Source organism: Cupriavidus sp. 01L43 (genome assembly GCF_056399925.1).
Genome location: NZ_JBFTSH010000022.1, coordinates 1 through 23,915 on the forward strand (window position 1 = coordinate 1; position 23,915 = coordinate 23,915).

The window sequence follows — 23,915 nt, forward strand, 5'->3', positions numbered from 1 at the left end:
TCAGGTTCTTGCCCGACGGATAGCCCAGCTCACGAACGACCGTTGCCGTCTTTCCCCCGTACTTGAAATATAGCTTGACCGCCCTGATGCGATCCTCGTACGAATACATGAACTACCTCCAAGTAGTCCAAGTTTTCATCCGCACCCCCAACTGATCGGTCTCGAATCCCCGCATGGCGCCTGCTCCCGTCCCTGGTCACACCCCACTATCTCGCATTTTTACGATTCGGTGTTACCGATGGATGGTATCGCATATTCCTGCTTTTCCGATGTAACGGCGACCGCTACGATAGTTTCCACGACACCGATTTCCGGTTCGCACCATCCAGAACAAGGAGCCAGCCATGCCCCACATCAACCTCCAGATCTCCGGCCAGCCCGACGCCGAACTGACCCGCCGCGCCGCAGCCACCGTGGCCGAGCTGACCCAGCGCATCCTGCGCAAGGAAGAGAACGTCATCGCCGTCACGGTGGGCTACCTGCCGCGCGAGCAATGGATCATCGGCGGCAAGGCGCTGTCCGAGCGCAGCGACGGCCGCAACGCCTTCCAGCTCGACATCAGCGTGACCGACGAAACCAACACCAAGGCCGAGAAGGCGCAGTACCTGAAGGAGACGTTCGCCGCGCTCTCCGAGGTGATTGGCGATGTGAACAAGGTGTCGTATATCCACGTCATCGACGCCCGCGCGGCCGCCTACGGTTATGGCGGACTGAGCCAGGAATACCGGCACCAGCACGGTTGAGTGGCTCTGCCGCGCCGGCGCTCTTGTGCCGGCCGGCATTGTTAACTAGTGTGATGGGGCGCGGCGTGGCCGGCACGCCGCCTCATGACACCGGAGCCAATCGATGAAGACCGTCACGCTGCCCGGCGGCGAGCGCGTGCCCGCGCTGGGCATGGGTACCTGGAATATCGGCGATCACCGCAACACGCGGGCCGAGGAAATCGCCACGCTGCGGCTCGGGCTGGACCTCGGGCTGCGGCTGATCGACACCGCTGAAATGTATGGCGAGGGGTTGTCCGAATCGCTGATCGGCGAGGCCATCGCGGGCCGGCGCGACGAGGTGTTCCTCGTCAGCAAGGTCTACCCGCACAACGCCAGCCACGAGGGTGTGGTGGCCGCGTGCGAGCGCAGCCTGCGCCGGCTGGGCACCGACCGGCTCGACCTCTACCTGCTGCACTGGCGCGGCGGCGTGCCGCTCGAGGAGACCATGGCGGCGTTCCTGGCGCTGCGCGAGGCCGGCAAGATCCGACAATTCGGCGTCAGCAACCTGGACCTGCCCGATATGGAAGAGCTGTGGGAGGTGCCGGGCGGCGACGAAGTGGCGGCGAACCAGCTGCTCTACAACCTGAGCCGGCGCGGCATCGAATTCGATTTGTTGCCATGGCAGCGTGCACGCGGCGTGCCGGTCATGGCCTATTCCCCGATCGAGCAGGCCCGGCTGCTGCGCCATGCAGGGCTCCAGCGCTTTGCCAAGGCGCACGGCATGACGCCGGCCCAGGCGGCGCTGGCCTGGCTGCTGGCCTCGGACGACATCATCGCCATTCCCAAGACCGGCAGCCGCGACCGCCTGCGCGAGAACCTCGGCGCGCTGGAGCACCCCCTGACAGCAGAACAGCTTGCCGAACTCGACAAGCTGTTTCCGCCGCCACGCCGGGCCGAACCGCTGGCGATGCTCTGACTATATATATAGGGGGATGGGAGCGTCCGACCCGGCGATCAGCGCTGGCCGGACTTGTAGCGCTCCACCTCCACGTAGCGCGTGAGGTAGGTGCGCGCCTTCTCGCGGGTGTCGGTGGTCACGCGGTCAGCCGCCTGCCGGGCGCTGGTCTGGCCGTGCGCCGAACTCATCTGGGCCGAGAGATAGGACTGGAAGGCGTCGTGCATCACGCCGAGCTGCGCCTTGCAGGCGTCGAGGGCGCCGGCGGCCACATCCTTCGAGGTGCCCTTCCCCTTCGCGCCGTCGTCGGCCTTGTCCTGCACGCATTCCATGTACTTGGCCCGTTCGGCCTGCCAGCCTGAGTTCAGCGTGGCGACTTCCTGCTTCTGGCTCGGGGTCTCCACGGAGGCCGGGGACGCGCACGCCGCCAGCAGCACCACGGGCACGATCGCGCCGAAGGAAATCAAGGGAGAGAGGGGGGCGAATGTCTTTTTCATGGTCGACAGACCGTCCGCACGGGCGGGCGGTTCCTAAAGTGCGCTGGCGCATTTGCAAGAAAGTATGTCAGCCCGCGTGTCAGAGTCTCTCCTGCCCAGTGTCAGACAAAATCGCATTTAACAATGTGCGCTTGACGCCTATGCTTTAGAGGCGGTTGCAACACACCACCCTCCTGGAGGAAATAATGAAACGTCGAACCTTCCTGTCCGCTGGCGGTGCCGGTCTTGTCACGGTTTCCGGTCTGTCCCTTGGCGCGCTTTCGCTCGCCGGCTGTACTACCACGGGCCCGGGCGATTCGGGCGACAAGACCGCCAAACGGCGCGAGATTGACGCCGGCGCCACGGACACGCTGAATCGGCTGTATTCCACGGTCAAGGGGTCGCAGGACCTTGGCAACAAGGCACGCGGCATCCTGGTTTTCCCGAAACTGCTGTCGGCAGGCTTCGTGGTGGGCGGCGAGTATGGCGATGGGGTGCTGCGCTCCGGCGGCGCCAATCGCGGCTACTACCGCGCCATCTCGGGGTCCATCGGCTGGCAGATCGGCGCGCAATCCAAGGCGTTCGTGCTGATGTTCCTGACGCAGGATTCGTACGACAAGTTCGTGCGCAGCAATGGATGGCAGGTCGGCGCCGACGCCACCGTGGCACTGGCCACCATTGGCGCCAACGGGCAGCTGGACACCAATACGGCCCAGCATCCGATTGTCGGCTTCGCCATGACCAACGCGGGTCTGATGGCCGGCCTGAGCCTCGAAGGCACCAAGATCTCGAAGCTCGATATTTGAGATCGCTTTGCATTCGCATTGCGATCCGCACCGACACCGCCGGCTTGGCCCGGCGGCATGGCGCGCACTGACGCGGAGAGCGTGACCTCCGCGCCGTGCGCGCCTTTTTCTTGCCGCCCCATTTCCCGCCCCATTTCCCGCCATTTCTCGGCACCGCCCGCTCAACCAGATAGAATTCGACCCTTTCCGTTCTCGTGGCCGAATACTCATGTGGTTTAAGAATCTCCAGATTCATCGCTTCACCGCCCCGTGGACCCTCAGCGCCGAAGACGTAGAGGCCAGCCTGGCGAAACACGCCTTCTTCCCCGGCACCAGCCTGGAACCGCAAACCCAGGGCTGGGCATCTCCGCGCGACAACGGCCAGCTTGTGCACTGCGTCAACAAGCAGATGCTGCTGGTGCTCCGTACCGAAAAGAAGCTGCTGCCGGCCACCGTGGTCAATCAGGTGACCAAGGCGCGCGCCACCGAGCTGGAAGAGCAGCAGGGCTTCAAGCCGGGCCGCAAGCAACTCAAGGAACTGAAGGAACAGATCACCGAGGAACTGCTGCCGCGCGCCTTCAGCATCCGCCGCGACACCCGCGTCTGGATCGATCCCGTGAACGGCTGGCTGGCCATCGACGCCGCCGCCACGGCCAAGGCCGATGAAGTGCGCGGCATGCTGTTCAAAGCCATCGATCCGCTGCCGGTGGCGGGCCTGCACGTGAACCAGTCGCCGGTGGCGGCCATGACCGAATGGCTGTCCACTGACACCGCGCCCGCCGGGTTCACCGTCGACCAGGAAATCGAGCTGCAATCGAGCGCCGAATCCAAGGCCACGGTGCGTTACGTGCGCCATCCGCTCGACCCCGAGGACCTGCGCCGCCATATCGCCGCCGGCAAGCGCTGCACGCGGCTGGCCATGACCTGGAACGACCGCGTGTCCTTCGTGCTGACCGAGAACCTGGCGGTCAAGCGCGTGGCGCCGCTGGACGTGATCAAGGAACAGGCCGACAGCACGCTGCATGACGAAGCCGAGCGCTTCGACGCCGATTTCGCGCTGATGGCGGGCGAACTGGCCGGCCTGCTGCGCGACCTGACCGACGCGCTCGGCGGCGAGCGCAAGGCCGACGGCAGCGCCGCCAGCCAGCCCGAGGTCCGCAAGGCTGCCTGACGGCCCGGAGGGACCGGAAGGCCTGCGCCCGCCTCCGGCGGCGGCGCTGGCCCTCATGCCTCGCGCTCGTCCAGCGTGAGCACGATGCGCCGGTCCTGCCGCCCCGCCCGCTCCCATGCCTCGGCCACCTCGGCCATCGGCAGGGTCTCCACGTCGAGGCGCAGGTCGCCATCCAGCGCGTACATGAGGATGTCCTCCACGTACGCCTGCAGATAGTCCAGCGGCGGGTAGCTGGACGGCCCGTAGCCCATCAGCCGGAGCCGCGACTCGCGCAGCGACTGGGCGGGCAGCACGATGTCGCCCCCGGGCCGCTCGGCCACCGAGACCAGCCGCACGCCGCGGTCGTCGGGAGACGGCACGACGTGGTCCGAGCGGGCCAGCGCGGCCGCCAGCAACTCCACCGGCTCCCCCCAGATGTAGTCCAGGATCACGTCGATCCCCTCCTCCGCATAGGCCGAGAACGTGTGTTCGAGCGCGTTGCGTGACAGACGCAGGTCGATCATCGCATCCACCTCCAGCGTGGCCAGCGCCTCCTGGCGGTGCCCGGCGGCGATGACCCGCCTGGCGCCGAGCAGCCGCGCCGCCTGAACCGCCATGCGCCCGGCCGCCGTGGTGGCGCCAAGCACCATCACCGTCTCGCCGGGCTCCAGTTCGGCGCGGTGCGCCAGCGGCAGCCACGCCATCAGCGCCGGCCGCACCAGCGCCGCCGCGAACTCGCCCGGCAGGCCGTCCGGCAGCGGCACGACCCAGTCCGCCGGCGCGAACTCGGCCATCGCGCCGAACGGCTGCCGCGTGGCGCTGAAATAGACGCGCTCGCCGCCGGCCGTATGACCGACGCCATCCACCCCGCACACCACCGGCAGCGTGAGCGGGCTGCTGGCGTGCATCCCGGCGGCGGCCTGCCGGTCGATCGCATGGATGGCGGCGGCGCTCACCCCCACCAGCCGCTCGCAGTGCGTGGTGTCGGGGTCGGGGTCGGGGAAGGTCTCGAAGCGCGGAATATCGCCCAGGTGGTGCAGAACCACGGCTTGCATCGGAAAACTCCTAGTTGGAACGTCCATCGGACAGGGAAAGCGAACCTCTCTGTCGACGATGGTAGGGAGCATTCCGGCCCGGGTATGTGAGCCGATTCTGAAAAATGCGGCGGGTGGCCACAAAACAAAACAGGCGACGCTCAATCGCGTCGCCTGCCTGTTTGTCTCGCCGGGATGTCAGCGCACCATCACTTCAATCCCAGGACAGCGCCCCGCCGGTCTGGTACTCGATCACGCGCGTCTCGAAGAAGTTGCGCTCCTTCTTCAGGTCGATCATCTCGCTCATCCACGGGAACGGGTTTTCCTCGTTCGGGAACAGCTGCTCCAGGCCGATCTGCTGGCAGCGGCGGTTGCAGATGAAGCGCAGGTAGGACTTGAACATCGGCGCGTTCAGGCCCAGCACGCCACGCGGCATGGTGTCTTCGGCGTACTTGTATTCCAGGTCCACGGCCTGCCTGAACAGCTCCGCGATCTCGGCCTTGAAGTCGGCCGTCCACAGGTGCGGGTTCTCGAGCTTGATCTGGTTGATCAGGTCGATGCCGAAATTGCAGTGCAGCGACTCGTCGCGCAGGATGTACTGGTACTGCTCGGCGGCACCGGTCATCTTGTTCTGGCGGCCCATCGCCAGGATCTGGGTGAAGCCCACGTAGAAGAACAGGCCTTCCATGATGCAGGCGAACACGATCAGGCTCTTGAGCAGCTTCTGGTCGTTCTCGGGCGTGCCGGTCTTGAACGACGGATCGGTCAGCGTGTCGATGAACGGGATCAGGAACTCGTCCTTGTCGCGGATCGACTTCACCTCGTGGTACGCGTTGAAGATCTCGGCCTCGTTCAGGCCCAGCGACTCCACGATGTACTGGTAGGCGTGCGTGTGGATGGCCTCCTCGAAGGCCTGGCGCAGCAGGTACTGGCGGCATTCCGGCGCCGTGATCTGGCGGTAGGTGCCCAGCACGATGTTGTTCGCGGCCAGCGAGTCGGCCGTGACGAAGAAGCCCAGGTTGCGCTTGATGACGCGGCGCTCGTCCTCGGTCAGACCATTGGGGTCCTTCCACAGGGCGATGTCGCGCGACATGTTGATTTCCTGCGGCATCCAGTGGTTGGCGCAGCCGGCCAGGTACTTCTCCCACGCCCACTTGTACTTGAACGGCACGAGCTGGTTCACGTCGGTGGAGCCGTTGATCACGCGCTTGTCGGCGGCGTTCACGCGGCGCTCGCTCTGCACGGCGGCGGCGTTCGGGTTGTTGCCCAGGATGCCCGGCTGCGTGGCGGCCGGCGGCAGTGCGCCCTGCTCGTCAGCGGCGGCCAGGGTGGCAGGTTGCAGCGCGGGCTGCGGGGCAGCCTGCGGCTTGGCTTGAACGTCGTCGTCCCAGCTCAGCATGTTATTTCTCCGTTATTCGTCGATGGCTGGCGGTGGCCAGCACTGGCGCCCGCGTCATGGGGGCGCCGGCCCTCTCCCCCGGCCCCTCTCCCGCAAGCGGGCGAGGGGTGCAAACCGTTGGGGGGCTTGTTACGTCTTGCTTACTGGCAGGCTTCGCACTCGTCGAAGCCGGCGTCGCCCGGGCGCATGGTGCAGACCGCGCCTTCGGCTTCCGGCATGGCCGGGGCCGAGGCGGCGGCGGCTTCCAGCGCCGACACGCCACCGTCGCTGCCCGACGACACCGCGTTCAGCGAGCCGCGCGACACCGTGGACTTCTCCACGTGCGTGGCCGCCATCGTGCGCAGGTAGTAAGTGGTCTTCAGGCCGCGCAGCCAGGCTTGCTTGTAGGTATCGTCCAGCTTCTTGCCCGACGCGCCAGCCATGTAGATGTTCAGCGACTGGGCCTGGTCGATCCACTTCTGGCGGCGGCTCGCGGCCTCCACCAGCCAGCTCGGCTCCACCTCGAAGGCCGTGGCGTAGATGTCGCGCAGGTCTTGCGGAATGCGGTCGATGCGGGCCAGCGAACCATCGAAGTACTTCAGGTCCGCCACCATCACTTCGTCCCACAGGCCGCGTGCCTTGAGGTCGCGCACCAGGTAGTCGTTGACCACCGTGAACTCGCCCGAGAGGTTCGACTTCACGTACAGGTTCTGGAAGGTCGGCTCGATGCAGGCCGACACGCCGATGATGTTCGAAATGGTCGCGGTCGGGGCGATCGCGATGCAGTTCGAGTTACGCATGCCGTGCTGCTTGATGCTGGCGCGCAGGCTGTCCCAGTCCATCGACGAGGACATGTCCACTTCCAGGTAGCCGCCGCGCTCGTCGGCCAGCAGCTTGAGCGAGTCCTGCGGCAGGATGCCACGGTCCCACAGCGAACCCTCGTAGGTGCTGTAGCGGCCACGTTCCTGCGCCAGCTCGTTCGATGCCTCGTAGGCGTAGTAGCAGACCGCTTCCATCGACGTATCGGCGAACTTCACGGCGGCGTCGCTGGAGTACGGCGTGCGCAGCACGTGCAGGCAGTCCTGGAAGCCCATGATGCCCATGCCCACCGGGCGGTGGCGCAGGTTCGAATTGCGCGCCTTGTCCACCGCGTAGTAGTTGATGTCGATCACGTTGTCGAGCATGCGCATCGCGGTGCGGATGGTCTTCTGGAGCTTGGCGTGGTCGAGCACGTGGGTGCCGTCGGCCTCCTGCTTCAGGTGGGCCACCAGGTTCACCGAACCCAGGTTGCACACGGCGATTTCGCTCTCGTTCGTGTTCAGCGTGATTTCCGTGCACAGGTTGGAGCTGTGCACCACGCCCACGTGCTGCTGCGGGCTACGGATGTTGCACGGATCCTTGAACGTGATCCACGGATGGCCGGTCTCGAACAGCATGCCCAGCATCTTGCGCCAGAGCTGGATGGCCGGCACCTTCTTGAACAGCTTCAGTTCGCCGCTGGCAGCCTTGGCTTCATAGGCGACGTAGGCCTGCTCRAACGCCTTGCCGACCTTGTCATGCAGGTCCGGGCAGGTGGCGGGCGAGAACAGCGTCCATTCGGCGTTTTCCATCACGCGCTTCATGAACAGGTCCGGAATCCAGTTGGCCGTGTTCATGTCGTGGGTGCGGCGGCGGTCGTCGCCGGTGTTCTTGCGCAGTTCGAGGAATTCCTCGATGTCCAGGTGCCACGTCTCCAGGTAGGCGCAGACGGCGCCCTTGCGCTTGCCGCCCTGGTTCACGGCCACGGCCGTGTCGTTCACCACCTTCAGGAACGGCACCACGCCCTGGCTCTTGCCGTTGGTGCCCTTGATGTGGGAGCCCAGCGCGCGCACGTTGGTCCAGTCGTTGCCCAGGCCGCCGGCGAACTTCGACAGCAGCGCGTTTTCCTTGAGGGCTTCGTAGATGCCTTCCAGGTCGTCCGACACCGTGGTCAGGTAGCACGACGAGAGCTGCGAGCGGCGCGTGCCCGAGTTGAACAGCGTGGGCGTGGACGACATGAAGTCGAACGACGACAGCAGTTGGTAGAACTCGATGGCGCGGGCTTCGCGGTCGCGCTCTTCCAGCGCCAGGCCCATGGCCACGCGCATGAAGAAGGCCTGCGGCATTTCGATGCGCTGCTCTTCCACGTGCAGGAAGTAGCGGTCGTACAGCGTCTGCAGGCCGAGGTAGTTGAACTGGAAGTCGCGCGAGGCGTCCAGCGCCGCGCCCAGGCGGGCCAGGTCATACGTGGCCAGCTTTTCGTCCAGCAGTTCGGCCTGAATGCCGCGGGCGATGAACTTCGGGAAGTACTCGGCGTAGCGCGAGCCCATCTCGGCCTGCGTCACTTCGCCGCCGAGGATTTCCTTGCGGATCGTGTGCAGCAGGATACGGGCGGTGACCTGGCTGTAGTCCGGGTCCTTCTCGATCAGGGTACGCGCGGCCAGGATGGCGGAGTCGTACACCTGGCTCAGCGGCACGCCGTCGTACAGGTTCTTGAGCGTTTCCTTCAGGATCGGCTCGGCGCTCACGCCGTTGCCCAGGCCGCTGCAGGCGGTGTCGATCAACTCGTGCAGCGCGGCCAGATCCAGCACGCGGCTCACGCCGTTGTCGTTCACGTTGAAGGCCACGCCCTGTTGCACACGCGCCACGGTCTGCGCATTGGCCTGCGCGCGCTCCTGGGTGCGCTTCTCGCGATACAGCACGTAGGCACGGGCCACTTCATGCTCGCCCGAGCGCATCAGCGCCAGTTCCACGTGGTCCTGCACGTCCTCGATATGGAAGGTGCCGCCGTTCGGCCGGCTGCGCAGCAGCGCGCGCACCACGTTCTGGGTGACCTGTTCCACGATCTCGCGCACGCGCGCGGAGGCAGCGCCCTGGCCGCCGTTCACGGCCAGGAAGGCCTTGGTCACGGCGACGGCAATCTTGTTCGGCTCGAACGCCACCACGGCCCCATTGCGGCGGATGAGCTTGTAGTCCTGATAGTTGGCGCCGGCAGCGGCGGGGGTCTGCTGCGACGTTCCGGCGGCGCCGACAACGCCAGCCGATCCCTTGTTTTGTTGTTCGTTCTGGGCCGTTTGCATGAGGTAACTCCTGTTTTAACCCTTGTAATGAAGTGACAAAGTCCCTAGCAAAATGCGCTTCAGAAGACACTCGACACCGGCCTTGCCGGGGCGAGAACCAAACTGCACAGGCGTTCATTCTGCTAGGGACTCTTGCGATACCGCCGGCCGCGTCACTACTGTGGCGCCTGCGTCGCAATCCATTGCGGCGCAGGCTTCACACCTCGGCCGGTTCCCCGGTAGTACCACTAGATATAGTGGTCACTGCGAAAAACTGGGCTAAGTATAGTGAAATGAATCGGAAAGACCAGTCTTGACAAGTCAGATGCCGGTCTGGGGACGGGGTGTGCGGCGGCGCCACATTCCCGCAAGCCGCGCTACGCCAAGGGATGGCGGCGGCCCGTGCGCCACCGCACAAATTTTCTAAAATTTTTTAATCGGGGCGAGTCGCCGATAGGCGGCCCAAGTGTGGGGATTTCACATCGCTGTCACGCGGGCGAATGCCTGAATATGAGGCATCGTGCACAAGGGGGCGGCGGGTCAGGAACCCCCCCGTCGATAAGGCAGCAGCGCTGGCGTCACGTCGGCCAGTCTGGCGAATCGGTCCCAGTCGAAGTGCGGGCCGGGGTCGGTTTTGCGGCCGGGGGCGATGTCGCTGTGGCCGGCGATGCCGGTGATCGGGTAGGTCGTGCGCAGGGCGGCGACGATGCGGGCGGCGGTGTCGTACTGGCCCAGGGTGAAGGGCTGGTCGTCGGCGCCTTCGATCTCGATGCCGATGGAGAAGTCGTTGCAGCGCTGGCGGCCGCAGTAGGCTGACTGGCCCGCATGCCAGGCACGTTGCGTACACGCCACAAATTGCACCAACTCGCCCTCGCGGGTGATCAGGAAGTGGGCGGAGACGCGGACGTCGCGGATCGTTTCGAAGAACGGGTGGCGGGCGGTGTCGAGCCGGTTCTGGAAGAACGCCTCGATGTCGCCCGTGCCGAACTGGCCCGGCGGCAGGCTGATGTTGTGCAGCACCACCACGTCGACGGGCATGCCCTCGGGGCGGGTGTCGAAGTTGGGCGATGGCACGCGGCGCGCGGCCGGCACCCAGCCGTCGGCGTCTGGCAGCCAGTCTGCGGCCACGTTAGCCATCGCGGCCCTCGCCTTCCGCCATCGATTCGCTGTCGTCGCGCCCTTCCCGGCCATCGCGCCCTTCGCGTTCGTCGCGGATCTCGAGTTGCTGGATGCGGTAGCGCAGCTGGCGGAAATTCAAACCCAGCAGCGGCGCGGCCGTGGTGCGATTAAAGCCGGTCTGGCGCAGCGCGCGCAGGATCAATTCGCGCTCGAGGGCCTCGAGCCGGGCCGGCAGGTCGATGGGGAACGTGACGTCGCGCAACGCATCGACCATCGGATCGATGGATGGCTGGGGCTGGGGCGGCGGCGCCTCGGCCACGGCACCCCCCGCCTCCGGCGCCGTCAGGCTGGCCGCCGACCAGGCCGGGCTGCCCCAGGTCTCATAACCGGTCGGCGCGGTCTCCGGCACGGGCACGGGCGCGCCTTGCAGCAGGCCGGCGCGATCCACGCCGGCTTCGAGCGGCCCGAGGTCCGCCACCGCGATCTCGTCCGATTCGGCGAAGGCGTAGGCGCGTTCCAGCAGGTTTTCGAGTTCCCGCACGTTGCCGGGGAAGCGGTACGCCGCCAGCCGCGCCAGCGCCGGGCCGGACAGCCGGCGCGGGCGCGCATCGCCGTAGCGCACGGCCAGGTGTTCGAGGATGACCTGCGCCAGCACCGGAATGTCCTCGCCCCGCTCGCGCAGCGTCGGCATGCGCAGCTCCAGCACGTTCAGGCGGTAGTACAAGTCCTGGCGGAACGAGCCGGCGGCGACCATCGCAGCCAGATCCTTGTGGCTCGCGCACATCACGCGCACGTCCACGGTGTCTTCCCGACTGGCGCCGATCTTGCGCACGCGCCGCTCCTGCAACGCGCGCAGCAGCTTTACCTGCATGGTCAGCGGCAGGTCCGCCACCTCGTCCAGCAGCAGCGTGCCGCCGTGCGCGGCGTGGAAGAAGCCGCCGCGCTCGGCGTCGGCGCCCGTGAACGCGCCCTTCACGTAGCCGAAGAATTCCGACTCCATCAGCGTCTCGGGAATCGCCCCGCAGTTCACGGCCACGAACGGGTGCGCGGCGCGCGCGCTCACGGCGTGGATGGCGCGCGCCGCGCGCTCCTTGCCGCTGCCCGATTCGCCACTGATCACCACCGGCGCCATGCTGCGCGCCAGCCGCGACAGCGAGCGGCGCACGTCCTGCATGGCCGGGGACAGCCCCGGCAGCAGGCCGGCGGCGCGGTCGGCGGCTTCAGCGGCCTCGGCAGCCTCGGCGCTGCGCGCGCCGCCCTCCGCCGCGCCACGCTGCTGGCGGCCCAGCGCGTTCAGGATCAGGGTGCGTAGCTGGTCGAGCGACACCGGCTTGGCGATGTAGTCGAACGCCCCGGCCTTGAGGGCATCGACGGCATTGTCGGCGCTGCCGTAGGCGGTGATCACGGCCACCGGCGTGCGCTCGGGCGAGGCCGACAGTTGCCGCACGATGTCGATGCCCAGCCCGTCGCCGAGCCGCATGTCGGTCAGCACCAGGCTGTAGCGGCGCTCCGCCAGGCGCAGCCGCGCCTCGGCCAGCGAGCCGGCCATCACCACGTCGTGCCCCATGCGGCGCAGCGAGATGTCCAGCAGCTCGCGCAGGTCGGCCTCATCGTCGATGACGAGAATCGGATCGGGAACGGGCGGTCTGGCGGACATGGCGTGGGGGTTGGGTTGCGGGGGCGGCGGATCAGGCCTGGGCGGCCGTTACAACGTCGGGCGTCTCGATCCGCATCGTCAGCACGAACGCCTTGGCCGGCAGTGTATCGCGAGCGCCGGGCCCGAGCAGCCCTGTGCGATCCAGCAACGGTTCCAGCGCGATGGTGCCGTAGCGCACCTGGGCGTCATTGGCGCCGCACAGCTCGCGCGCCATGAACAGGCCCAGCCCGGTGCCCTGGGCGTTGCTGGTGAAGAACGGCTCGAACAGGCTGCGCTGCTGCTCGCGCGTGACCTCGGCGCCATCGTTCCAGACGATCAGTTCGGCATGGTGCTGGTCCAGCGCATGGGCCAGCAGACGGATGGCGCCCGGCAGCCGGCTGCAATAGCGCCAGGCGTTATCGAGCAGGTTGCCGAGCACCTGCTGCAGTTGCGCGGCATCGAAGATCACCGGGCGTTGCAGGTCCACGGCGAGGCGGATGGCATTGGCGTTGATATCGGCGCGCGGGCCGCCGCGCGAGCGCATCTCCAGCCGCCAGCGTTCCACGATCTCGGGCAGCGCCTGGCCCAGCTCCACCGCGCTGTGGCCGGTGCGGGGGCGGCGCGAGAGTTGCAGCACATCGGACACCACCTGATCGAGCCGGCGCACGTTGTCGCTGATGATGCGCAGCAGCCGGGCGTCGATATTGCCCTCGCCCGCCCCGGAATCGGCCAGCAGCTCGTTGGCCTGGCTGATGGCCGCGAGCGGGTTGCGGATCTGGTGCGCCACGCTGGCCACCAGTCGGCCCATGCCGGCAAGTTTCTCCTGCTGCACCTGCTCGGCAATCCGTTCCCAGCTTTCGATGTGGACCAGCACCGTGTCGCGCATCTCGCTGCGCAGCAGCGTCTCGTCCTCGGGGCTCCAGGCCATGGCCTCGTTCTGGGCGATGGCCAGACGCAGCCGGGCCGCGCCTTCGGGCGACATGTCGTTCCAGCCGACGGTATCGAGCGCGCTCGGCGCGGTCAGCGCCCCGCCCAGCGTGGAGCGCAGCCCGGCCAGCCCTGGCAGCACGAAGCGCAGCCGCAGGCGGGTATGCAGCATCGGCCCACCCAGCGCCGACGGGCGCGACGGCAGCGGCAGTAGCTGCAGGATGCGCGGCACATCGTCATTGGTCTGGATCCAGTCGCGCAGCATTTCCATCAGCGGCTGCAGGCGCGGGATGCGGCGCAGGTCGAACAGCACCTTGTCGCGCTCGCCGGCGCGCACCTGCCCTTCCCGGATCCGCTCGTGCGGCTGCACGCCCAGCAGCACCACGGCCGCGGGGTTGGCGGCCACCACCACGCCGTTGGCGCGCACCAGCATCACGCCGTCCTGCATGTCGTTGACCATAAGCCGGTTCACCAGCTGCTGCAGGCGCAGTTCCTGCTCGCGCGCCAGCGCAATCTGCTCCTGGGCGATCTGCCGGTTGGCGAGCATGTACATCACCAGCGCGGCGATCATGAACACCAGGCCGAACAGGCCGGAACCGAGCAGGTTGGCATCGGCCTGGCGCACCAGCAGCGTCTGCACGAAGGGCTGGCCCATTACCACCAGCGCCGACACTGCCGCCGTGAACAGCGCGAACATCAGGCTGGTCAACGCCCCGGCCTCGAGCGCCGGCAGCAGGAAGATCATGGCGAGACCTTCGGCGTGGCTGCCCAGCCGGCCCACCACCGCGAAGATCCCGGCCAGCAGCGCCAGGTCGACCATCACCTGCACGCGCACGCGCACATGGAAATGGCGGCGCCACAGCGTGCCCACCAGCGTGACCATGGCGATGCAGAGGTAGGGGAGCACCACCGGCAGCGCGGCGGCCATGCGCGGATTGGCGGCGAGGGTGGCCGCGGCACCGGCGGCCACGCCAGGATCCGGCGCGGCGCGTTCCAGCGGCAGCCACACGTAGCCCACCAGCAGCAGCGCCACGGCCGCGCGGGTCCAGCAGAAATAGCGCAGCAGGCGCCAGTGGAATTCAGGCGGCTCGGGTTGGCGCCAAAGCTCGACCAGCACGCGCCAGCCGTTCAGGCGGGACCAGGCCGAGCGGCGCGAGGTCATGGGCGCGCGTCGGTGTCGCCGTGGCCGGACATCTCCGAGCCATCGGGCAGATGACTGCGCCGGCAGTAGTGCAGGCCGTTCCAGCCGATGGCCTCGCCACGCGGCAGGTGCACGCCGCACTGGGCGCACTGGACCATCGGCTCGGACGATGCCGCGCCTTCGGTCTTGCGCTGCGCCGGGCCAGGGCGGGCGGTCGGCTGCTCGTGCGCGTCGCGGGCGGCCGCGCGCTGGCGCAGCCACCAGATGATCGCCAGCACAACGGCCAGCAGGAGGAAGATTCTTGCCATGGGGCGATGACGATCAGGAGATCAGGAGAGGCGGTGCAGCACCACTTCGATCACGAAGCGGCTGCCCACGTAGGCCAGCAGCAGGATGCCGAACGAGGCGATGACCCAGCGCAGGGCGGTGCGCCCGCGCCAGCCCCGGAAATGCCGGCCGACCAGGATGCCGCCGAACATCGCCCAGGACAGGATCGCGAACACGGTCTTGTGGTCCACGCGGAAGGCCCGGGCGAACAGCTGCTCGGAGAACAGGAAGCCGGACAGGATGGTCAGCGTCAGCAGCACGAAGCCCGCCGCGATCAGCCGGAACAGCAGCTTTTCCAGCGTCAGCAGCGGCGGCAGCAGGTCCAGCCAGCGGCCCAGCCATTGCCCGGACGACGCATCCGCGCTGCCCGGCCGGTTGAAGCCATGGAGCCGGCGCTCGGCCAGCAGCATCAGGAAGGCGTGGAACGCCGCCAGCGTGAACAGCCCGTAGGCCACGTTGGCGATGACGAAATGGAGCTTGAACAGCGGCCGCGCGGCGTAGCCGAGGATCTGCGCGCCCGGGAAGGCCAGCGGCATCAGGCCGGCCAGCATCGCCACCGGAAAGACGATAAGGCCGAGCCCGGCCAGCGAGAAGAAGAAGCTTTCGATCCAGTAGATGCCCACGCCCAGCCACAGCATGGCGGAGAGCGCGAAGGCGAAGCCGAACATCATGCGGTCCGCCGGGAAGATGGTTTCGTGCAGCAGCATGCCGTGGCTGACCAGCGCGCCGAGCACCACGGCGTGCCACCATGCGGGCTGGCCGTCCGCGCGGCCATCGCCGGGCGGCGCCATCAGCACGGCCGTGGCGGCGCCAGGGCGCCCGCCGGGGCCCGGATGGCCCGGATGACCGACAGCTCCCCCGCCAGCGGCCGCCAGCCGGGGGTTGCGCGTTGCCCAGCCGTGAAAGGCCAGGCCGCAATAGAGAAGTGCCGTCAAGGCATACAGTACAATGGCCATTTGCGCAGTTTACCCTAGGGCCTGTCCCTCGTGCCCTTGTCCGTGATGCCTCACGACAACGCCACGCGCGCGCCCCATCCACGCCGAATCACGAGCCGAACCTCTCCCCACTGCCATGCTGGATAACCTCACACAACGCCTGGCGCGGGTCGTCAAGACCATGCGCGGCGAGGCCCGACTGACCGAGGCCAACACCGCCGAGATGCTGCGCGAAGTGCGCCTTGCCATGCTCGAAGCCGACGTGGCGCTGCCCGTGGTGCGCGAGTTCGTCGCCCGCGTCAAGGAAAAGGCGCTCGGCGAGGAAGTCGTCAGCAGCCTCACCCCGGGCCAGGCCCTCGTCGGCGTGGTCCAGCGCGAACTGACCGCGGTCATCGGCGGCGACGAAGCCGTCGACCCCAAGCCGGGCGAGCAGAAATCTGGCGAACTGAACCTGAACGTCCAGCCGCCGGCGATCATCCTGATGGCCGGCCTGCAGGGCGCGGGCAAGACCACCACCTCCGGCAAGCTCGCCAAGTGGCTTAAGGAGAACAAGAAGAAGAAGGTGCTGACGGTGTCGTGCGACGTGTATCGTCCCGCCGCCATCGCCCAGCTGCGCACGGTGTCCGAGCAGGTTGGCGCCGACTTCTTCCCGTCCGAGCCGGACCAGAAGCCCGTGGACATCGCCCGCGCGGCGCTGGACTGGGCCCGCAAGCACTACCACGACGTGCTGATCGTCGATACGGCCGGCCGGCTCGGTATCGACGAGGCGATGATGGCGGAAATCGCCGCGCTGCACGCCGAGCTGAAGCCGGTGGAAACGCTGTTCGTGGTCGACGCCATGCTCGGCCAGGATGCCGTGAACACCGCCAAGGCGTTCAACGACGCGCTGCCGCTGACCGGCGTGGTCCTGACCAAGCTCGATGGCGACGCACGCGGCGGTGCCGCGTTGTCTGTACGTCACATTACGGGCCGTCCGATCAAGTTCGTGGGGGTGGGCGAGAAGCTCGACGGCCTGGAGCCGTTCTACCCCGACCGCATGGCCCAGCGCATCCTGGGCATGGGCGACATCCTCGCGCTGGTGGAGGAAGCCCAGCGCGGCGTGGACATGGACGCCGCCGAGAAGCTCGCCAAGAAGATCAAGAAGACCGGCGGTTTCGATCTCGAGGACTTCAAGGCGCAGATCGGCCAGATGAAGAAGATGGGCGGCATCGGCAGCCTGGTGGACAAGCTGCCGGCCCAGTTCGCCCAGCAGGCGCAGGGCGCCAATATGGATCAGGCCGAGAAGTCGGTGCGCCGCATGGAGGGCATCATCAACAGCATGACCGCCGCCGAGCGCGCCAAGCCGGAGCTGATCAAGGCCAGCCGCAAGCGCCGCATCGCGGCCGGCGCCGGCGTGCCGGTGCAGGAAGTGAACCGCCTGCTGAACCAGTTCGAGCAGATGCAGGGCATGATGAAGAAGCTCAAGGGCGGCGGCATGATGAAGATGATGCGCCAGATGGGCGGGATGAAGGGCGGCATGAAGGGCCTGTTCAACCGCTAAGGATCGCCCAGACCCACAGATATAAGGACAGAGACATGATGATGACCGCAGACCAGGCCCGCGAACTCTGGGCCAGCTCCGAGGAAATCGTTAGCGCCGCGGAAGTGCAGGATTCGCTGGACCGCATGGCCGATGACATCACCGCGCGCATGGGCGATGCCTTCCCGCTCGTGCTGTCGGTGATGGGCGGCGCGGTGGTCTTCACCGGCATGCTGCTGCCGAAGCTGCAGTTTCCGCTGGAATTCGACTACATCCACCTGTCGCGCTACAACAACAAGACGGTGGGCGGCGAGATGCAATGGCGCGTGGCGCCGCGCGAGTCGGTCAAGGACCGGGTGGTGCTGGTGTTGGACGACATCCTCGACGAAGGCGAGACCATGGCGGCCATCCGCGAGCGCATTCTCGACATGGGCGCCAAGGAATTCCACGCCGCCGTGCTGTGCGAGAAGACCCTGCTCAAGGCCAAGCCGATGCACCCGGACTTCTGCGGCTTCAAGGTGCCAGACCGCTACGTCTTCGGCTGCGGCATGGATGTGAAGGGCTACTGGCGCAACCTCGGCGCCATCCGCGCGCTGGTCTGACTCCCGGACTGGCCTGATTTACGGCGCGCGGCCGTCCGTCGGACTCAGCTTCCGACCCGGTACGGCCGCTCGCGCAGCCACTTGGTGGCAATCCACTTCTCCCCTGACACCACCGGCATGCCGCCGTGCAGCGTGCGGTCGTCCAGCGTGCCGTCCGGCAGCTTGTAGCTGAAGAACACCGCATTGCCCTTGACCGGGGCCACATCCAGCCCGATTCGCGGGAAGGTGGTGGCGCCGCCAGCCGGCGTGCTGTTCAGGTAGATCACCAGCGTGGCCACGCGCTGGCCGCCCACGGCCATCTGGCGCGCCTCGCCCGGATTCTTCGGATTGAAATAGTCGTAGTGCGGCTGGTATTCGGCGCCAGGCTTGTAGTTGAGCACCTGGAAGCCCTCGCCGTGCTCCATCGGCACGCCGGTCACGGCGGCGATGCGTGCCTCCAGCACTTCGAGCAGCGGGTGCTCGCCGACCTGGAACATCGCGCCGGTGCTGGTGCGGGCCTCGTGGACGTTCTCGTCGCCCGTGGCGGGATTGACCACGGACGAGCGCTGCATGCGGTCACGCGAGAGCGCCACCAGGGCTTCGCACTCGGCCTCGCTGAGCAGGCCCTGGAGCAGCATCACGCGCGGCGCCTCGATGCGGAACAGCACCGGGATGTCCCGGCCCGCGTCGCGGATGGCGTTGCCGGCGGGGTCCGGGCCCACCATGTCGGACTTCGGCCGTACCCGGGCGGCGGGCGCCTTGGTGGCGTCGGTGGTGGCCGGGTGCGGCTGGCCCAGCGCATCGGCCACCATGGCCCGGGCGAAGGTCGCGTCGTAGCCGGCGCGCTGCATCGACAGCACCAGCGCATCGGCGTTGAATCCCTGCTTGATATGGCGGGCCAGCCAGCGCTCCAGTTCCGGCGAGGAGGCGTGGTAGCCCTGCCCGGCGGCCCCGGCAGCGTCGGTGCGGGAGTCGAATGTCATGACGGATTGGCCAGTCGCTGCGGCGAAAACGGGTTGCGCGCGGGGGACTCCGGCGGCAGGCGGCGCGAGGTGGCCGGCGGCGGCACGGCGGCTGCGCCCGGGTCGCCGGCGATCGTCACCGTCGATTCCGAATACTGCCAGCGCTTCCACGCGCCCAGCACGGCGTTCGGGTACTCCGGCCGGCCCCGGCTGCCGTTGTAGCGGCCGAGCGCCAGGAACAGGTCGCCGTTCTCGCGGTCCAGGTAGTGGCGCAGGATGGTGCAGCCGTAGCGCAGGTTGCTCTGGAGGTGGAACAGCTTGCGCACGTCGCTGTCGCCGATGGTACGCACCCAGAACGGCATGACCTGCATCAGCCCACGTGCATCGGCCGAGCTGATCGCATATTTCCGGAAGCCGCTTTCCACCTGGACCAGCCCGAGCACCAGCGACGGCTCCAGTCCGGCCCGCTTGGCCTCGTAGTAGACCGTTTCGATCAGTTCCACACGGATCTGCGGCTCGGGAATCCGGGATTCGAGCCGGCGCGACATCTCGCCCAGCCATTTCAGGTAGCCGAGCCGCTCGCCGCCCGAGGCGAACGCCGGGCGGACGGGCCTGCCATCGGCAATGGCCGCCGCCAGCGCGCCGCGCACGGAGTCGGCCAGCGCCTCCTCCTTCTGCGCCCCCGCATGGGCCGTGGCCGCCGCGACGGCCAGCAGCAGGCCGCCGGCCAGCACGGACCAGCGGCGGGGGGTGAACAGGCGTGACGCGTGCATCGGCTTCCTTTTCCTTACTTCAACAGCGGATTTCAGCTGGCCAGCTGGGTGCGCACATGGCCCACCACGTCAGCCACGGCCACCGGGGTGGCCTGGGCGTCGCGGCGGCCCTGGTATTCGACCTTGCCTTCCTTCAGGCCACGGTCGCCCACCACCACACGGTGCGGCACGCCGATCAGTTCCCAGTCGGCAAACATCACGCCGGGGCGCTCGCCACGGTCGTCCAGGATCACATCGACACCGGCCGCCAGCAGCTCGGCATGGATGCGGTCGGCTTCCGCGCGCACAGCTTCGTTGCGGTCGTAGCCGACCGGGCAGACCACCACCGCGAACGGGGCGATGGCGGCCGGCCAGATGATGCCGCGCTCATCGTAGTTCTGTTCGATGGCAGCGCCAAGAATCCGCGTCACGCCAATGCCGTAGCAGCCCATCTGCATCGGCTGGGTCTTGCCGTTCTCGTCGAGGTAGGTGGCGCTCATCGACTCGGAATACCGGGTGCCGAGCATGAACACGTGGCCCACCTCGATGCCCCGGCAGATCTCCAGCGTGCCCTTGCCGTCCGGCGAGGCGTCGCCGGCCACCACGTTGCGCAGGTCCGCCACGATCGGCTCGGGCAGGTCGCGGCCCCAGTTCACGCCGGTGTAGTGGTAGTCGCGGTCATTGGCGCCACAGCAGAAATCGGCCATGTTGGCCACCGTGCGGTCTGCCACCAGCTTCACCGGCTTCTTCGTGCCGATCGGGCCGAGGTAGCCGGGGGGCGAGCCGAAGGTGTCGACGATCTCGTTCTCGGTCGCGAAGCGGAAATCTAGCAGGCCCGGCACCTTCGACGCCTTGACCTCGTTCAGTTCGTGGTCGCCACGCAACAGCAGCAGCCAGATCTCGGCGCCGGCGTCGGTGTCCTTGGCCAGCACGATCGACTTCACCGTGCGCACCAGCGGCATGTTCAGGAATTCGGCGACGTGCTCGCACTTGGCCTTGCCCGGGGTGTGGGTCTTGGCCATGGCCTCGGCCGGCGCGGGACGGGCGGCGTCCAGCGGCAGCGCCTCGGCGGCTTCCATGTTGGCGGCGTATTCCGAGGTGGGGCAGTAGACGATGGCGTCCTCGCCGGTATCGGCGATCACGTGGAACTCGTGCGAGCCCGAGCCGCCGATGGCGCCGTTATCGGCCGCCACAGCGCGGAATTCCAGGCCGAAACGCTGGAAGATGCGCGTGTAGGTGTCGTACATGTTGCGGTACGAGCCCTTCAGGCCGTCCAGGTCCCGGTCGAAGGAATAGGCGTCCTTCATGGTGAACTCGCGGCCACGCATGATGCCGAAGCGGGGCCGGCGCTCGTCGCGGAACTTGGTCTGAATCTGATAGAAGTTCACCGGGAGCTGCTTGTAGCTGCGGATGTCGCTGCGGGCGATGTCCGTGACCACTTCCTCGGAAGTCGGCTGCATGACGAAATCGCGCTCGTGGCGGTCTTTCAGGCGCAGCAGCTCGGGGCCCATCTTGTCCCAGCGGCCGGTCTCCTGCCAGAGTTCGGCCGGCTGGATCACGGGCATCGACAGTTCCAGGGCGCCGGCGCGGTTCATTTCCTCGCGGACGATGTTCTCCACCTTGCGGATCACGCGCAGCCCCACCGGCATGTAGCTGTAGATGCCGGCGCCGACCTTTTTGATCATGCCAGCCCGCATCATGAGTTTGTGCGACACGATTTCCGCGTCGGCGGGGGCTTCCTTGAGGGTGGAAATGAAGAATTGCGAGGCTTTCATCCGTTGCTTTCTCGTGAGTCGGGCAGTGCCCGGCAGCGCCGGCCTGGCCAGGCGCGGCATTTCATTTGGCGGGACGCGCCGGAAACTGCCCTTCCCGCTCGGGGAAAACCAGCATTCCCGGCGTCAGGCCGACCCGCGCGCTTCCTTTATAATCGACGTAATTCTAAAGGATTCGAGGTGCAGTCATGCTCGATCGTGAAGGCTTTCGCCCGAACGTCGGCATCATCCTCATCAACGCACGCAACGAGGTTTTCTGGGGCAAGCGAATCGGCGAACACTCCTGGCAGTTTCCGCAGGGCGGCATCAAGTACGGCGAAACGCCGGAACAGGCCATGTACCGCGAGCTGCAGGAAGAAGTCGGCCTGCTTCCGGAGCACGTCAGGATCGTCGGTCGCACGCGCGACTGGTTGCGTTATGAGGTGCCGGACAAGTTCATCCGCCGCGAAATCCGCGGCCACTATAAGGGCCAGAAGCAGATCTGGTTCCTGTTGCGCATGGTCTGCCGCGATTGCGACATCCACCTGCGTGCCACGGACCATCCCGAATTCGACGCCTGGCGCTGGAGCCAGTACTGGGTGCCGCTGGACGCGGTCATCGAATTCAAGCGCGATGTCTACCAGATGGCGCTGACCGAGTTGTCGCGCTTCCTGAATCGTGGCCGCGCGCCGCTGAGTCCCTATGGCACCCATGGTCACCATGGTTTCCACGGGAATCACGGCCATCCTGGCCACAACGGGCACCATGGCGGCGAGGGCCGGCATGGGGACGACGCACGCCCGGAAGAGCCAATGGCTGTGTCCGGCGTCGTGCCTGAGACCGCCGCCACGGCGATCCAGGAAGCCGTGCCCGCTTCGCCGGCCAGCCCGGCACCTACCCAACGGAGTTCCGATGACTAGTTTCACCGGCCGGCGCGTGCGCGCCGGTCTGTTGCTCGCCGCCGCCTGCCTGGCGCTGGCCGGCTGCAAGACCACCAGCAAGGGCCTGCCCGAGGAAGAGTCCACCTGGGTCAACCCGTTCGAGGAAAAGGTATTCAAGGAGGCCGACACCGGCCTGCCGGCGCTGCCCCAGGAAGCGGACCTGATTCCGTTCTCGGTCAACGGCAGCGGGGATTTCCGCTTCGCAGTGGACAGCAAGTCCATCAGCGTGGGCCCGGACAAGGTGGTGCGCTTCACCGTGGTCATCACCAGCCCCGGTGGCGGACGCAATGTGAACTACGAAGGCATGCGCTGCGACGCGTTCGAGCGCAAGCTCTACGCCACCCTGCCGCAGGGCGCCACGGCCTGGATTCCGAACCGGGCCGACGACCGCGACACCTGGTATCGGATGGAAACCCGCGCCCGCAACGCCTACCCGGCCGCGCTGGCCACCGACTTCTTCTGCGAAGGCCGCACCGTGGCCGGCAGCCCGGAGAAGATGATCAAGGACCTGCGCGCCTACGCGCCGCGCCGCTAACCCGGCGCTTCGGCAAGGCTGGAATGCAAAACGGCGAGGCCCTGGGGCCTCGCCGTTTTGCTTCATCTTGCCTCGGTTCGTCGTCAGAAATCAGACGAGTACGAGGTTGTCCCGGTGAATCAGCTCCGGCTCGTTCAGGTGGCCCAGCACCGATTCGATCTCGGACGAAGGCTTGCGGGCAATCAGCCGCGCCTCGGCGCTCGAATAGTTGGTGATGCCGCGCGCCACCTCGTGGCCAGCCGGGCTCACGCAGGCGATCACCTCGCCACGCGCAAATTCGCCCTGCACCTCCACCACGCCAATCGGCAGCAGCGACTTGCCGCCGCTGGTCAGCTTCTCCACCGCACCGTTATCGATGACCACCCGGCCGCGCAGCTGCAAGTGATCTGCCATCCACTGCTTGCGCGCGGTCAGGCGGCCGGTCGGCGCCAGCAACTGGGTGCCGATGGCTTCGCCTTCGGCCAGCCGGCCCAGCACGTCGGCCTCACGGCCCGAGGCGATGGTGGTGTGCGCGCCGGACTTCGCCGCGCGCTTGGCCGCCAGGATCTTGGTCAGCATGCCGCCCCGCCCGATCGACGACCCGGCGCCGCCCGCCATGGCTTCCAGTTCCGGCGTGCCGGCCAGCGCCTCGTCCACGAACCTGGCGTTCGGGTCCTTGCGCGGATCGGCCGTGTACAGCCCGCGCTGGTCGGTCAGGATGACCAGCGCGTCGCCTTCGATCAGGTTGGTGACGAGCGCGCCCAGCGTGTCGTTGTCGCCGAACTTGATTTCGTCGGTCACGACCGTGTCGTTCTCGTTGATGATCGGCACCACGCCGAGCGAGAGCAGCGTCAGCAGCGTGGAGCGCGCGTTCAGGTAGCGTTCCCGGTCGGCCAGGTCGGCGTGGGTCAGCAGCACCTGCGCGGTGCGGATGCCGTAGCGCCCGAACTGGCTTTCGTAGACCTGGGCCAGCCCCATCTGCCCGACGGCGGCAGCGGCCTGCAATTCGTGGATTTCCTTGGGCCGGCGCACCCAGCCCAGGCGCTGCATGCCCTCGGCGATGGCGCCGGAGCTGACCAGCACCACTTCCTTGCCGGCGCCGCGCAGCTTGGCGATCTGGGCCGCCCAGCGCGCGATGGCGTCGTGGTCCAGCCCCTTCCCATCATTGGTGACCAGGCTCGAGCCTACCTTGACGACAATGCGTTTTGCCTGGGCGATGACCGATTGCATGGCGAGGATCCTGTCTCCGGG

General features: G+C 67.3%; 21 protein-coding genes. 8 read left to right on the forward strand and 13 right to left on the reverse strand.

Going from position 1 to position 23,915, the window contains the following annotated elements; translation table 11 throughout:
• Nucleotides 1-344 precede the first annotated feature (344 nt).
• Together AC1DP9_RS25705 and AC1DP9_RS25710 are read left to right on the forward strand one after the other, a co-directional pair.
• Complete coding sequence (locus AC1DP9_RS25705) at nt 345-743, forward strand: tautomerase family protein (RefSeq protein WP_441642841.1); 399 nt, start codon at nt 345-347, stop codon at nt 741-743.
• A 103-nt stretch (nt 744-846) separates the two neighbouring features.
• Nucleotides 847-1,680 (forward strand): aldo/keto reductase, encoded by an 834-nt coding sequence (locus AC1DP9_RS25710; RefSeq protein WP_477108870.1) that lies wholly within the window; start codon nt 847-849, stop codon nt 1,678-1,680.
• A gap of 38 nt (nt 1,681-1,718) precedes the next feature.
• Here the strand turns inward: AC1DP9_RS25710 and AC1DP9_RS25715 are convergent, their stop codons facing one another.
• The gene (locus AC1DP9_RS25715; RefSeq protein ID WP_255370931.1) at nt 1,719-2,156 is read right to left on the reverse strand and encodes a hypothetical protein; all 438 of its coding nucleotides are present in this window, start codon (nt 2,154-2,156) and stop codon (nt 1,719-1,721) included.
• Nucleotides 2,157-2,341: 185 nt separating this feature from the next.
• On the opposite strand from AC1DP9_RS25715, the gene AC1DP9_RS25720 reads away from it, so the two are divergent.
• Both AC1DP9_RS25720 and AC1DP9_RS25725 read left to right on the forward strand, forming a co-directional pair.
• The gene (locus AC1DP9_RS25720; RefSeq protein ID WP_092298659.1) at nt 2,342-2,941 is read left to right on the forward strand and encodes a BPSL1445 family SYLF domain-containing lipoprotein; all 600 of its coding nucleotides are present in this window, start codon (nt 2,342-2,344) and stop codon (nt 2,939-2,941) included.
• Nucleotides 2,942-3,149: 208 nt separating this feature from the next.
• Nucleotides 3,150-4,091: a recombination-associated protein RdgC gene (locus tag AC1DP9_RS25725; protein ID WP_477108871.1), complete on the forward strand. Its 942-nt coding sequence runs from the start codon at nt 3,150-3,152 to the stop codon at nt 4,089-4,091.
• 53 nt (nt 4,092-4,144) lie between these two features.
• Here the strand turns inward: AC1DP9_RS25725 and AC1DP9_RS25730 are convergent, their stop codons facing one another.
• From AC1DP9_RS25730 to AC1DP9_RS25765, 8 genes are all read right to left on the reverse strand, one after another.
• Nucleotides 4,145-5,125, reverse strand: a complete 981-nt coding sequence (locus AC1DP9_RS25730; protein WP_477108872.1) for a quinone oxidoreductase family protein — start codon at nt 5,123-5,125, stop codon at nt 4,145-4,147.
• Nucleotides 5,126-5,318: 193 nt separating this feature from the next.
• Nucleotides 5,319-6,503 carry a ribonucleotide-diphosphate reductase subunit beta gene (locus AC1DP9_RS25735; RefSeq protein WP_477108873.1) on the reverse strand — a complete coding sequence of 395 codons (1,185 nt, stop codon included), beginning with the start codon at nt 6,501-6,503 and terminating at the stop codon, nt 5,319-5,321.
• 140 nt (nt 6,504-6,643) lie between these two features.
• The gene (locus AC1DP9_RS25740) at nt 6,644-9,580 is read right to left on the reverse strand and encodes a ribonucleoside-diphosphate reductase subunit alpha (RefSeq protein ID WP_477108874.1); all 2,937 of its coding nucleotides are present in this window, start codon (nt 9,578-9,580) and stop codon (nt 6,644-6,646) included.
• A gap of 519 nt (nt 9,581-10,099) precedes the next feature.
• Nucleotides 10,100-10,696: a 1,6-anhydro-N-acetylmuramyl-L-alanine amidase AmpD gene (ampD, locus tag AC1DP9_RS25745; protein ID WP_477108875.1), complete on the reverse strand. Its 597-nt coding sequence runs from the start codon at nt 10,694-10,696 to the stop codon at nt 10,100-10,102.
• Nucleotides 10,689-12,335 carry a sigma-54-dependent transcriptional regulator gene (locus AC1DP9_RS25750; protein ID WP_477108876.1) on the reverse strand — a complete coding sequence of 549 codons (1,647 nt, stop codon included), beginning with the start codon at nt 12,333-12,335 and terminating at the stop codon, nt 10,689-10,691. The genes ampD and AC1DP9_RS25750 overlap by 8 nt, the downstream gene beginning before the upstream one ends.
• A 31-nt stretch (nt 12,336-12,366) precedes the next feature.
• On the reverse strand, nt 12,367-14,403 hold the full coding sequence (locus AC1DP9_RS25755) for a sensor histidine kinase (RefSeq protein WP_092298647.1): 2,037 nt from the start codon (nt 14,401-14,403) through the stop codon (nt 12,367-12,369).
• Nucleotides 14,400-14,690: a PP0621 family protein gene (locus AC1DP9_RS25760; protein ID WP_092298645.1), complete on the reverse strand. Its 291-nt coding sequence runs from the start codon at nt 14,688-14,690 to the stop codon at nt 14,400-14,402. Before AC1DP9_RS25760 ends, AC1DP9_RS25755 begins: the two co-directional genes overlap by 4 nt.
• 21 nt (nt 14,691-14,711) lie before the next feature.
• Nucleotides 14,712-15,665: a cytochrome C assembly family protein gene (locus AC1DP9_RS25765; protein ID WP_477108877.1), complete on the reverse strand. Its 954-nt coding sequence runs from the start codon at nt 15,663-15,665 to the stop codon at nt 14,712-14,714.
• Between the two features lie 115 nt (nt 15,666-15,780).
• Between AC1DP9_RS25765 and ffh the strand changes: the two genes are divergently transcribed.
• Both ffh and AC1DP9_RS25775 read left to right on the forward strand, forming a co-directional pair.
• The gene (gene ffh / locus AC1DP9_RS25770; RefSeq protein ID WP_092298641.1) at nt 15,781-17,184 is read left to right on the forward strand and encodes a signal recognition particle protein; all 1,404 of its coding nucleotides are present in this window, start codon (nt 15,781-15,783) and stop codon (nt 17,182-17,184) included.
• Nucleotides 17,185-17,222: 38 nt separating this feature from the next.
• Entirely contained in the window at nt 17,223-17,765 is a 543-nt protein-coding gene (locus tag AC1DP9_RS25775) for a hypoxanthine-guanine phosphoribosyltransferase (RefSeq protein WP_092298972.1), read from the forward strand.
• A 44-nt stretch (nt 17,766-17,809) separates the two neighbouring features.
• Here the strand turns inward: AC1DP9_RS25775 and AC1DP9_RS25780 are convergent, their stop codons facing one another.
• The 3 genes from AC1DP9_RS25780 to AC1DP9_RS25790 are packed head-to-tail and all read right to left on the reverse strand — an operon-like array spanning nt 17,810 to nt 21,233.
• Nucleotides 17,810-18,727, reverse strand: coding sequence for a 2OG-Fe(II) oxygenase (locus tag AC1DP9_RS25780; RefSeq protein WP_477108878.1), 918 nt, complete (start codon nt 18,725-18,727; stop codon nt 17,810-17,812).
• Nucleotides 18,724-19,479, reverse strand: a complete 756-nt coding sequence (locus AC1DP9_RS25785; protein WP_092298635.1) for a lytic transglycosylase domain-containing protein — start codon at nt 19,477-19,479, stop codon at nt 18,724-18,726. The genes AC1DP9_RS25780 and AC1DP9_RS25785 overlap by 4 nt, the downstream gene beginning before the upstream one ends.
• A 32-nt stretch (nt 19,480-19,511) precedes the next feature.
• A complete protein-coding gene (locus AC1DP9_RS25790; RefSeq protein WP_441643920.1) occupies nt 19,512-21,233 on the reverse strand; it encodes a proline--tRNA ligase in 1,722 nt (573 codons plus the stop codon).
• 185 nt (nt 21,234-21,418) lie between these two features.
• On the opposite strand from AC1DP9_RS25790, the gene AC1DP9_RS25795 reads away from it, so the two are divergent.
• Together AC1DP9_RS25795 and AC1DP9_RS25800 are read left to right on the forward strand one after the other, a co-directional pair.
• Entirely contained in the window at nt 21,419-22,129 is a 711-nt protein-coding gene (locus tag AC1DP9_RS25795) for an RNA pyrophosphohydrolase (RefSeq protein ID WP_092298629.1), read from the forward strand.
• Nucleotides 22,122-22,685, forward strand: a complete 564-nt coding sequence (locus tag AC1DP9_RS25800) for a CNP1-like family protein (RefSeq protein WP_092298626.1) — start codon at nt 22,122-22,124, stop codon at nt 22,683-22,685. Before AC1DP9_RS25795 ends, AC1DP9_RS25800 begins: the two co-directional genes overlap by 8 nt.
• Nucleotides 22,686-22,775: 90 nt before the next feature.
• On the opposite strand, the gene proB is transcribed toward AC1DP9_RS25800, so the two are convergent.
• Nucleotides 22,776-23,894, reverse strand: a complete 1,119-nt coding sequence (proB, locus tag AC1DP9_RS25805) for a glutamate 5-kinase (RefSeq protein ID WP_477108879.1) — start codon at nt 23,892-23,894, stop codon at nt 22,776-22,778.
• Nucleotides 23,895-23,915: the final 21 nt, after the last annotated feature.

What these genes read in the sequence shown, in the direction of transcription:
- AC1DP9_RS25705 (WP_441642841.1), top strand. Translation starts at nt 345, where the DNA reads ATGCCCCACATCAACCTCCAGATCTCCGGCCAGCCCGACGCCGAACTG.
- AC1DP9_RS25710 (WP_477108870.1), top strand. Translation starts at nt 847, where the DNA reads ATGAAGACCGTCACGCTGCCCGGCGGCGAGCGCGTGCCCGCGCTGGGC.
- AC1DP9_RS25715 (WP_255370931.1), bottom strand. Translation starts at nt 2,156, where the DNA reads ATGAAAAAGACATTCGCCCCCCTCTCTCCCTTGATTTCCTTCGGCGCG.
- AC1DP9_RS25720 (WP_092298659.1), top strand. Translation starts at nt 2,342, where the DNA reads ATGAAACGTCGAACCTTCCTGTCCGCTGGCGGTGCCGGTCTTGTCACG.
- AC1DP9_RS25725 (WP_477108871.1), top strand. Translation starts at nt 3,150, where the DNA reads ATGTGGTTTAAGAATCTCCAGATTCATCGCTTCACCGCCCCGTGGACC.
- AC1DP9_RS25730 (WP_477108872.1), bottom strand. Translation starts at nt 5,125, where the DNA reads ATGCAAGCCGTGGTTCTGCACCACCTGGGCGATATTCCGCGCTTCGAG.
- AC1DP9_RS25735 (WP_477108873.1), bottom strand. Translation starts at nt 6,503, where the DNA reads ATGCTGAGCTGGGACGACGACGTTCAAGCCAAGCCGCAGGCTGCCCCG.
- ampD (WP_477108875.1), bottom strand. Translation starts at nt 10,696, where the DNA reads ATGGCTAACGTGGCCGCAGACTGGCTGCCAGACGCCGACGGCTGGGTG.
- AC1DP9_RS25750 (WP_477108876.1), bottom strand. Translation starts at nt 12,335, where the DNA reads ATGTCCGCCAGACCGCCCGTTCCCGATCCGATTCTCGTCATCGACGAT.
- AC1DP9_RS25755 (WP_092298647.1), bottom strand. Translation starts at nt 14,403, where the DNA reads ATGACCTCGCGCCGCTCGGCCTGGTCCCGCCTGAACGGCTGGCGCGTG.
- AC1DP9_RS25760 (WP_092298645.1), bottom strand. Translation starts at nt 14,690, where the DNA reads ATGGCAAGAATCTTCCTCCTGCTGGCCGTTGTGCTGGCGATCATCTGG.
- AC1DP9_RS25765 (WP_477108877.1), bottom strand. Translation starts at nt 15,665, where the DNA reads ATGGCCATTGTACTGTATGCCTTGACGGCACTTCTCTATTGCGGCCTG.
- ffh (WP_092298641.1), top strand. Translation starts at nt 15,781, where the DNA reads ATGCTGGATAACCTCACACAACGCCTGGCGCGGGTCGTCAAGACCATG.
- AC1DP9_RS25775 (WP_092298972.1), top strand. Translation starts at nt 17,223, where the DNA reads ATGATGACCGCAGACCAGGCCCGCGAACTCTGGGCCAGCTCCGAGGAA.
- AC1DP9_RS25780 (WP_477108878.1), bottom strand. Translation starts at nt 18,727, where the DNA reads ATGACATTCGACTCCCGCACCGACGCTGCCGGGGCCGCCGGGCAGGGC.
- AC1DP9_RS25785 (WP_092298635.1), bottom strand. Translation starts at nt 19,479, where the DNA reads ATGCACGCGTCACGCCTGTTCACCCCCCGCCGCTGGTCCGTGCTGGCC.
- AC1DP9_RS25790 (WP_441643920.1), bottom strand. Translation starts at nt 21,233, where the DNA reads ATGAAAGCCTCGCAATTCTTCATTTCCACCCTCAAGGAAGCCCCCGCC.
- AC1DP9_RS25795 (WP_092298629.1), top strand. Translation starts at nt 21,419, where the DNA reads ATGCTCGATCGTGAAGGCTTTCGCCCGAACGTCGGCATCATCCTCATC.
- AC1DP9_RS25800 (WP_092298626.1), top strand. Translation starts at nt 22,122, where the DNA reads ATGACTAGTTTCACCGGCCGGCGCGTGCGCGCCGGTCTGTTGCTCGCC.
- proB (WP_477108879.1), bottom strand. Translation starts at nt 23,894, where the DNA reads ATGCAATCGGTCATCGCCCAGGCAAAACGCATTGTCGTCAAGGTAGGC.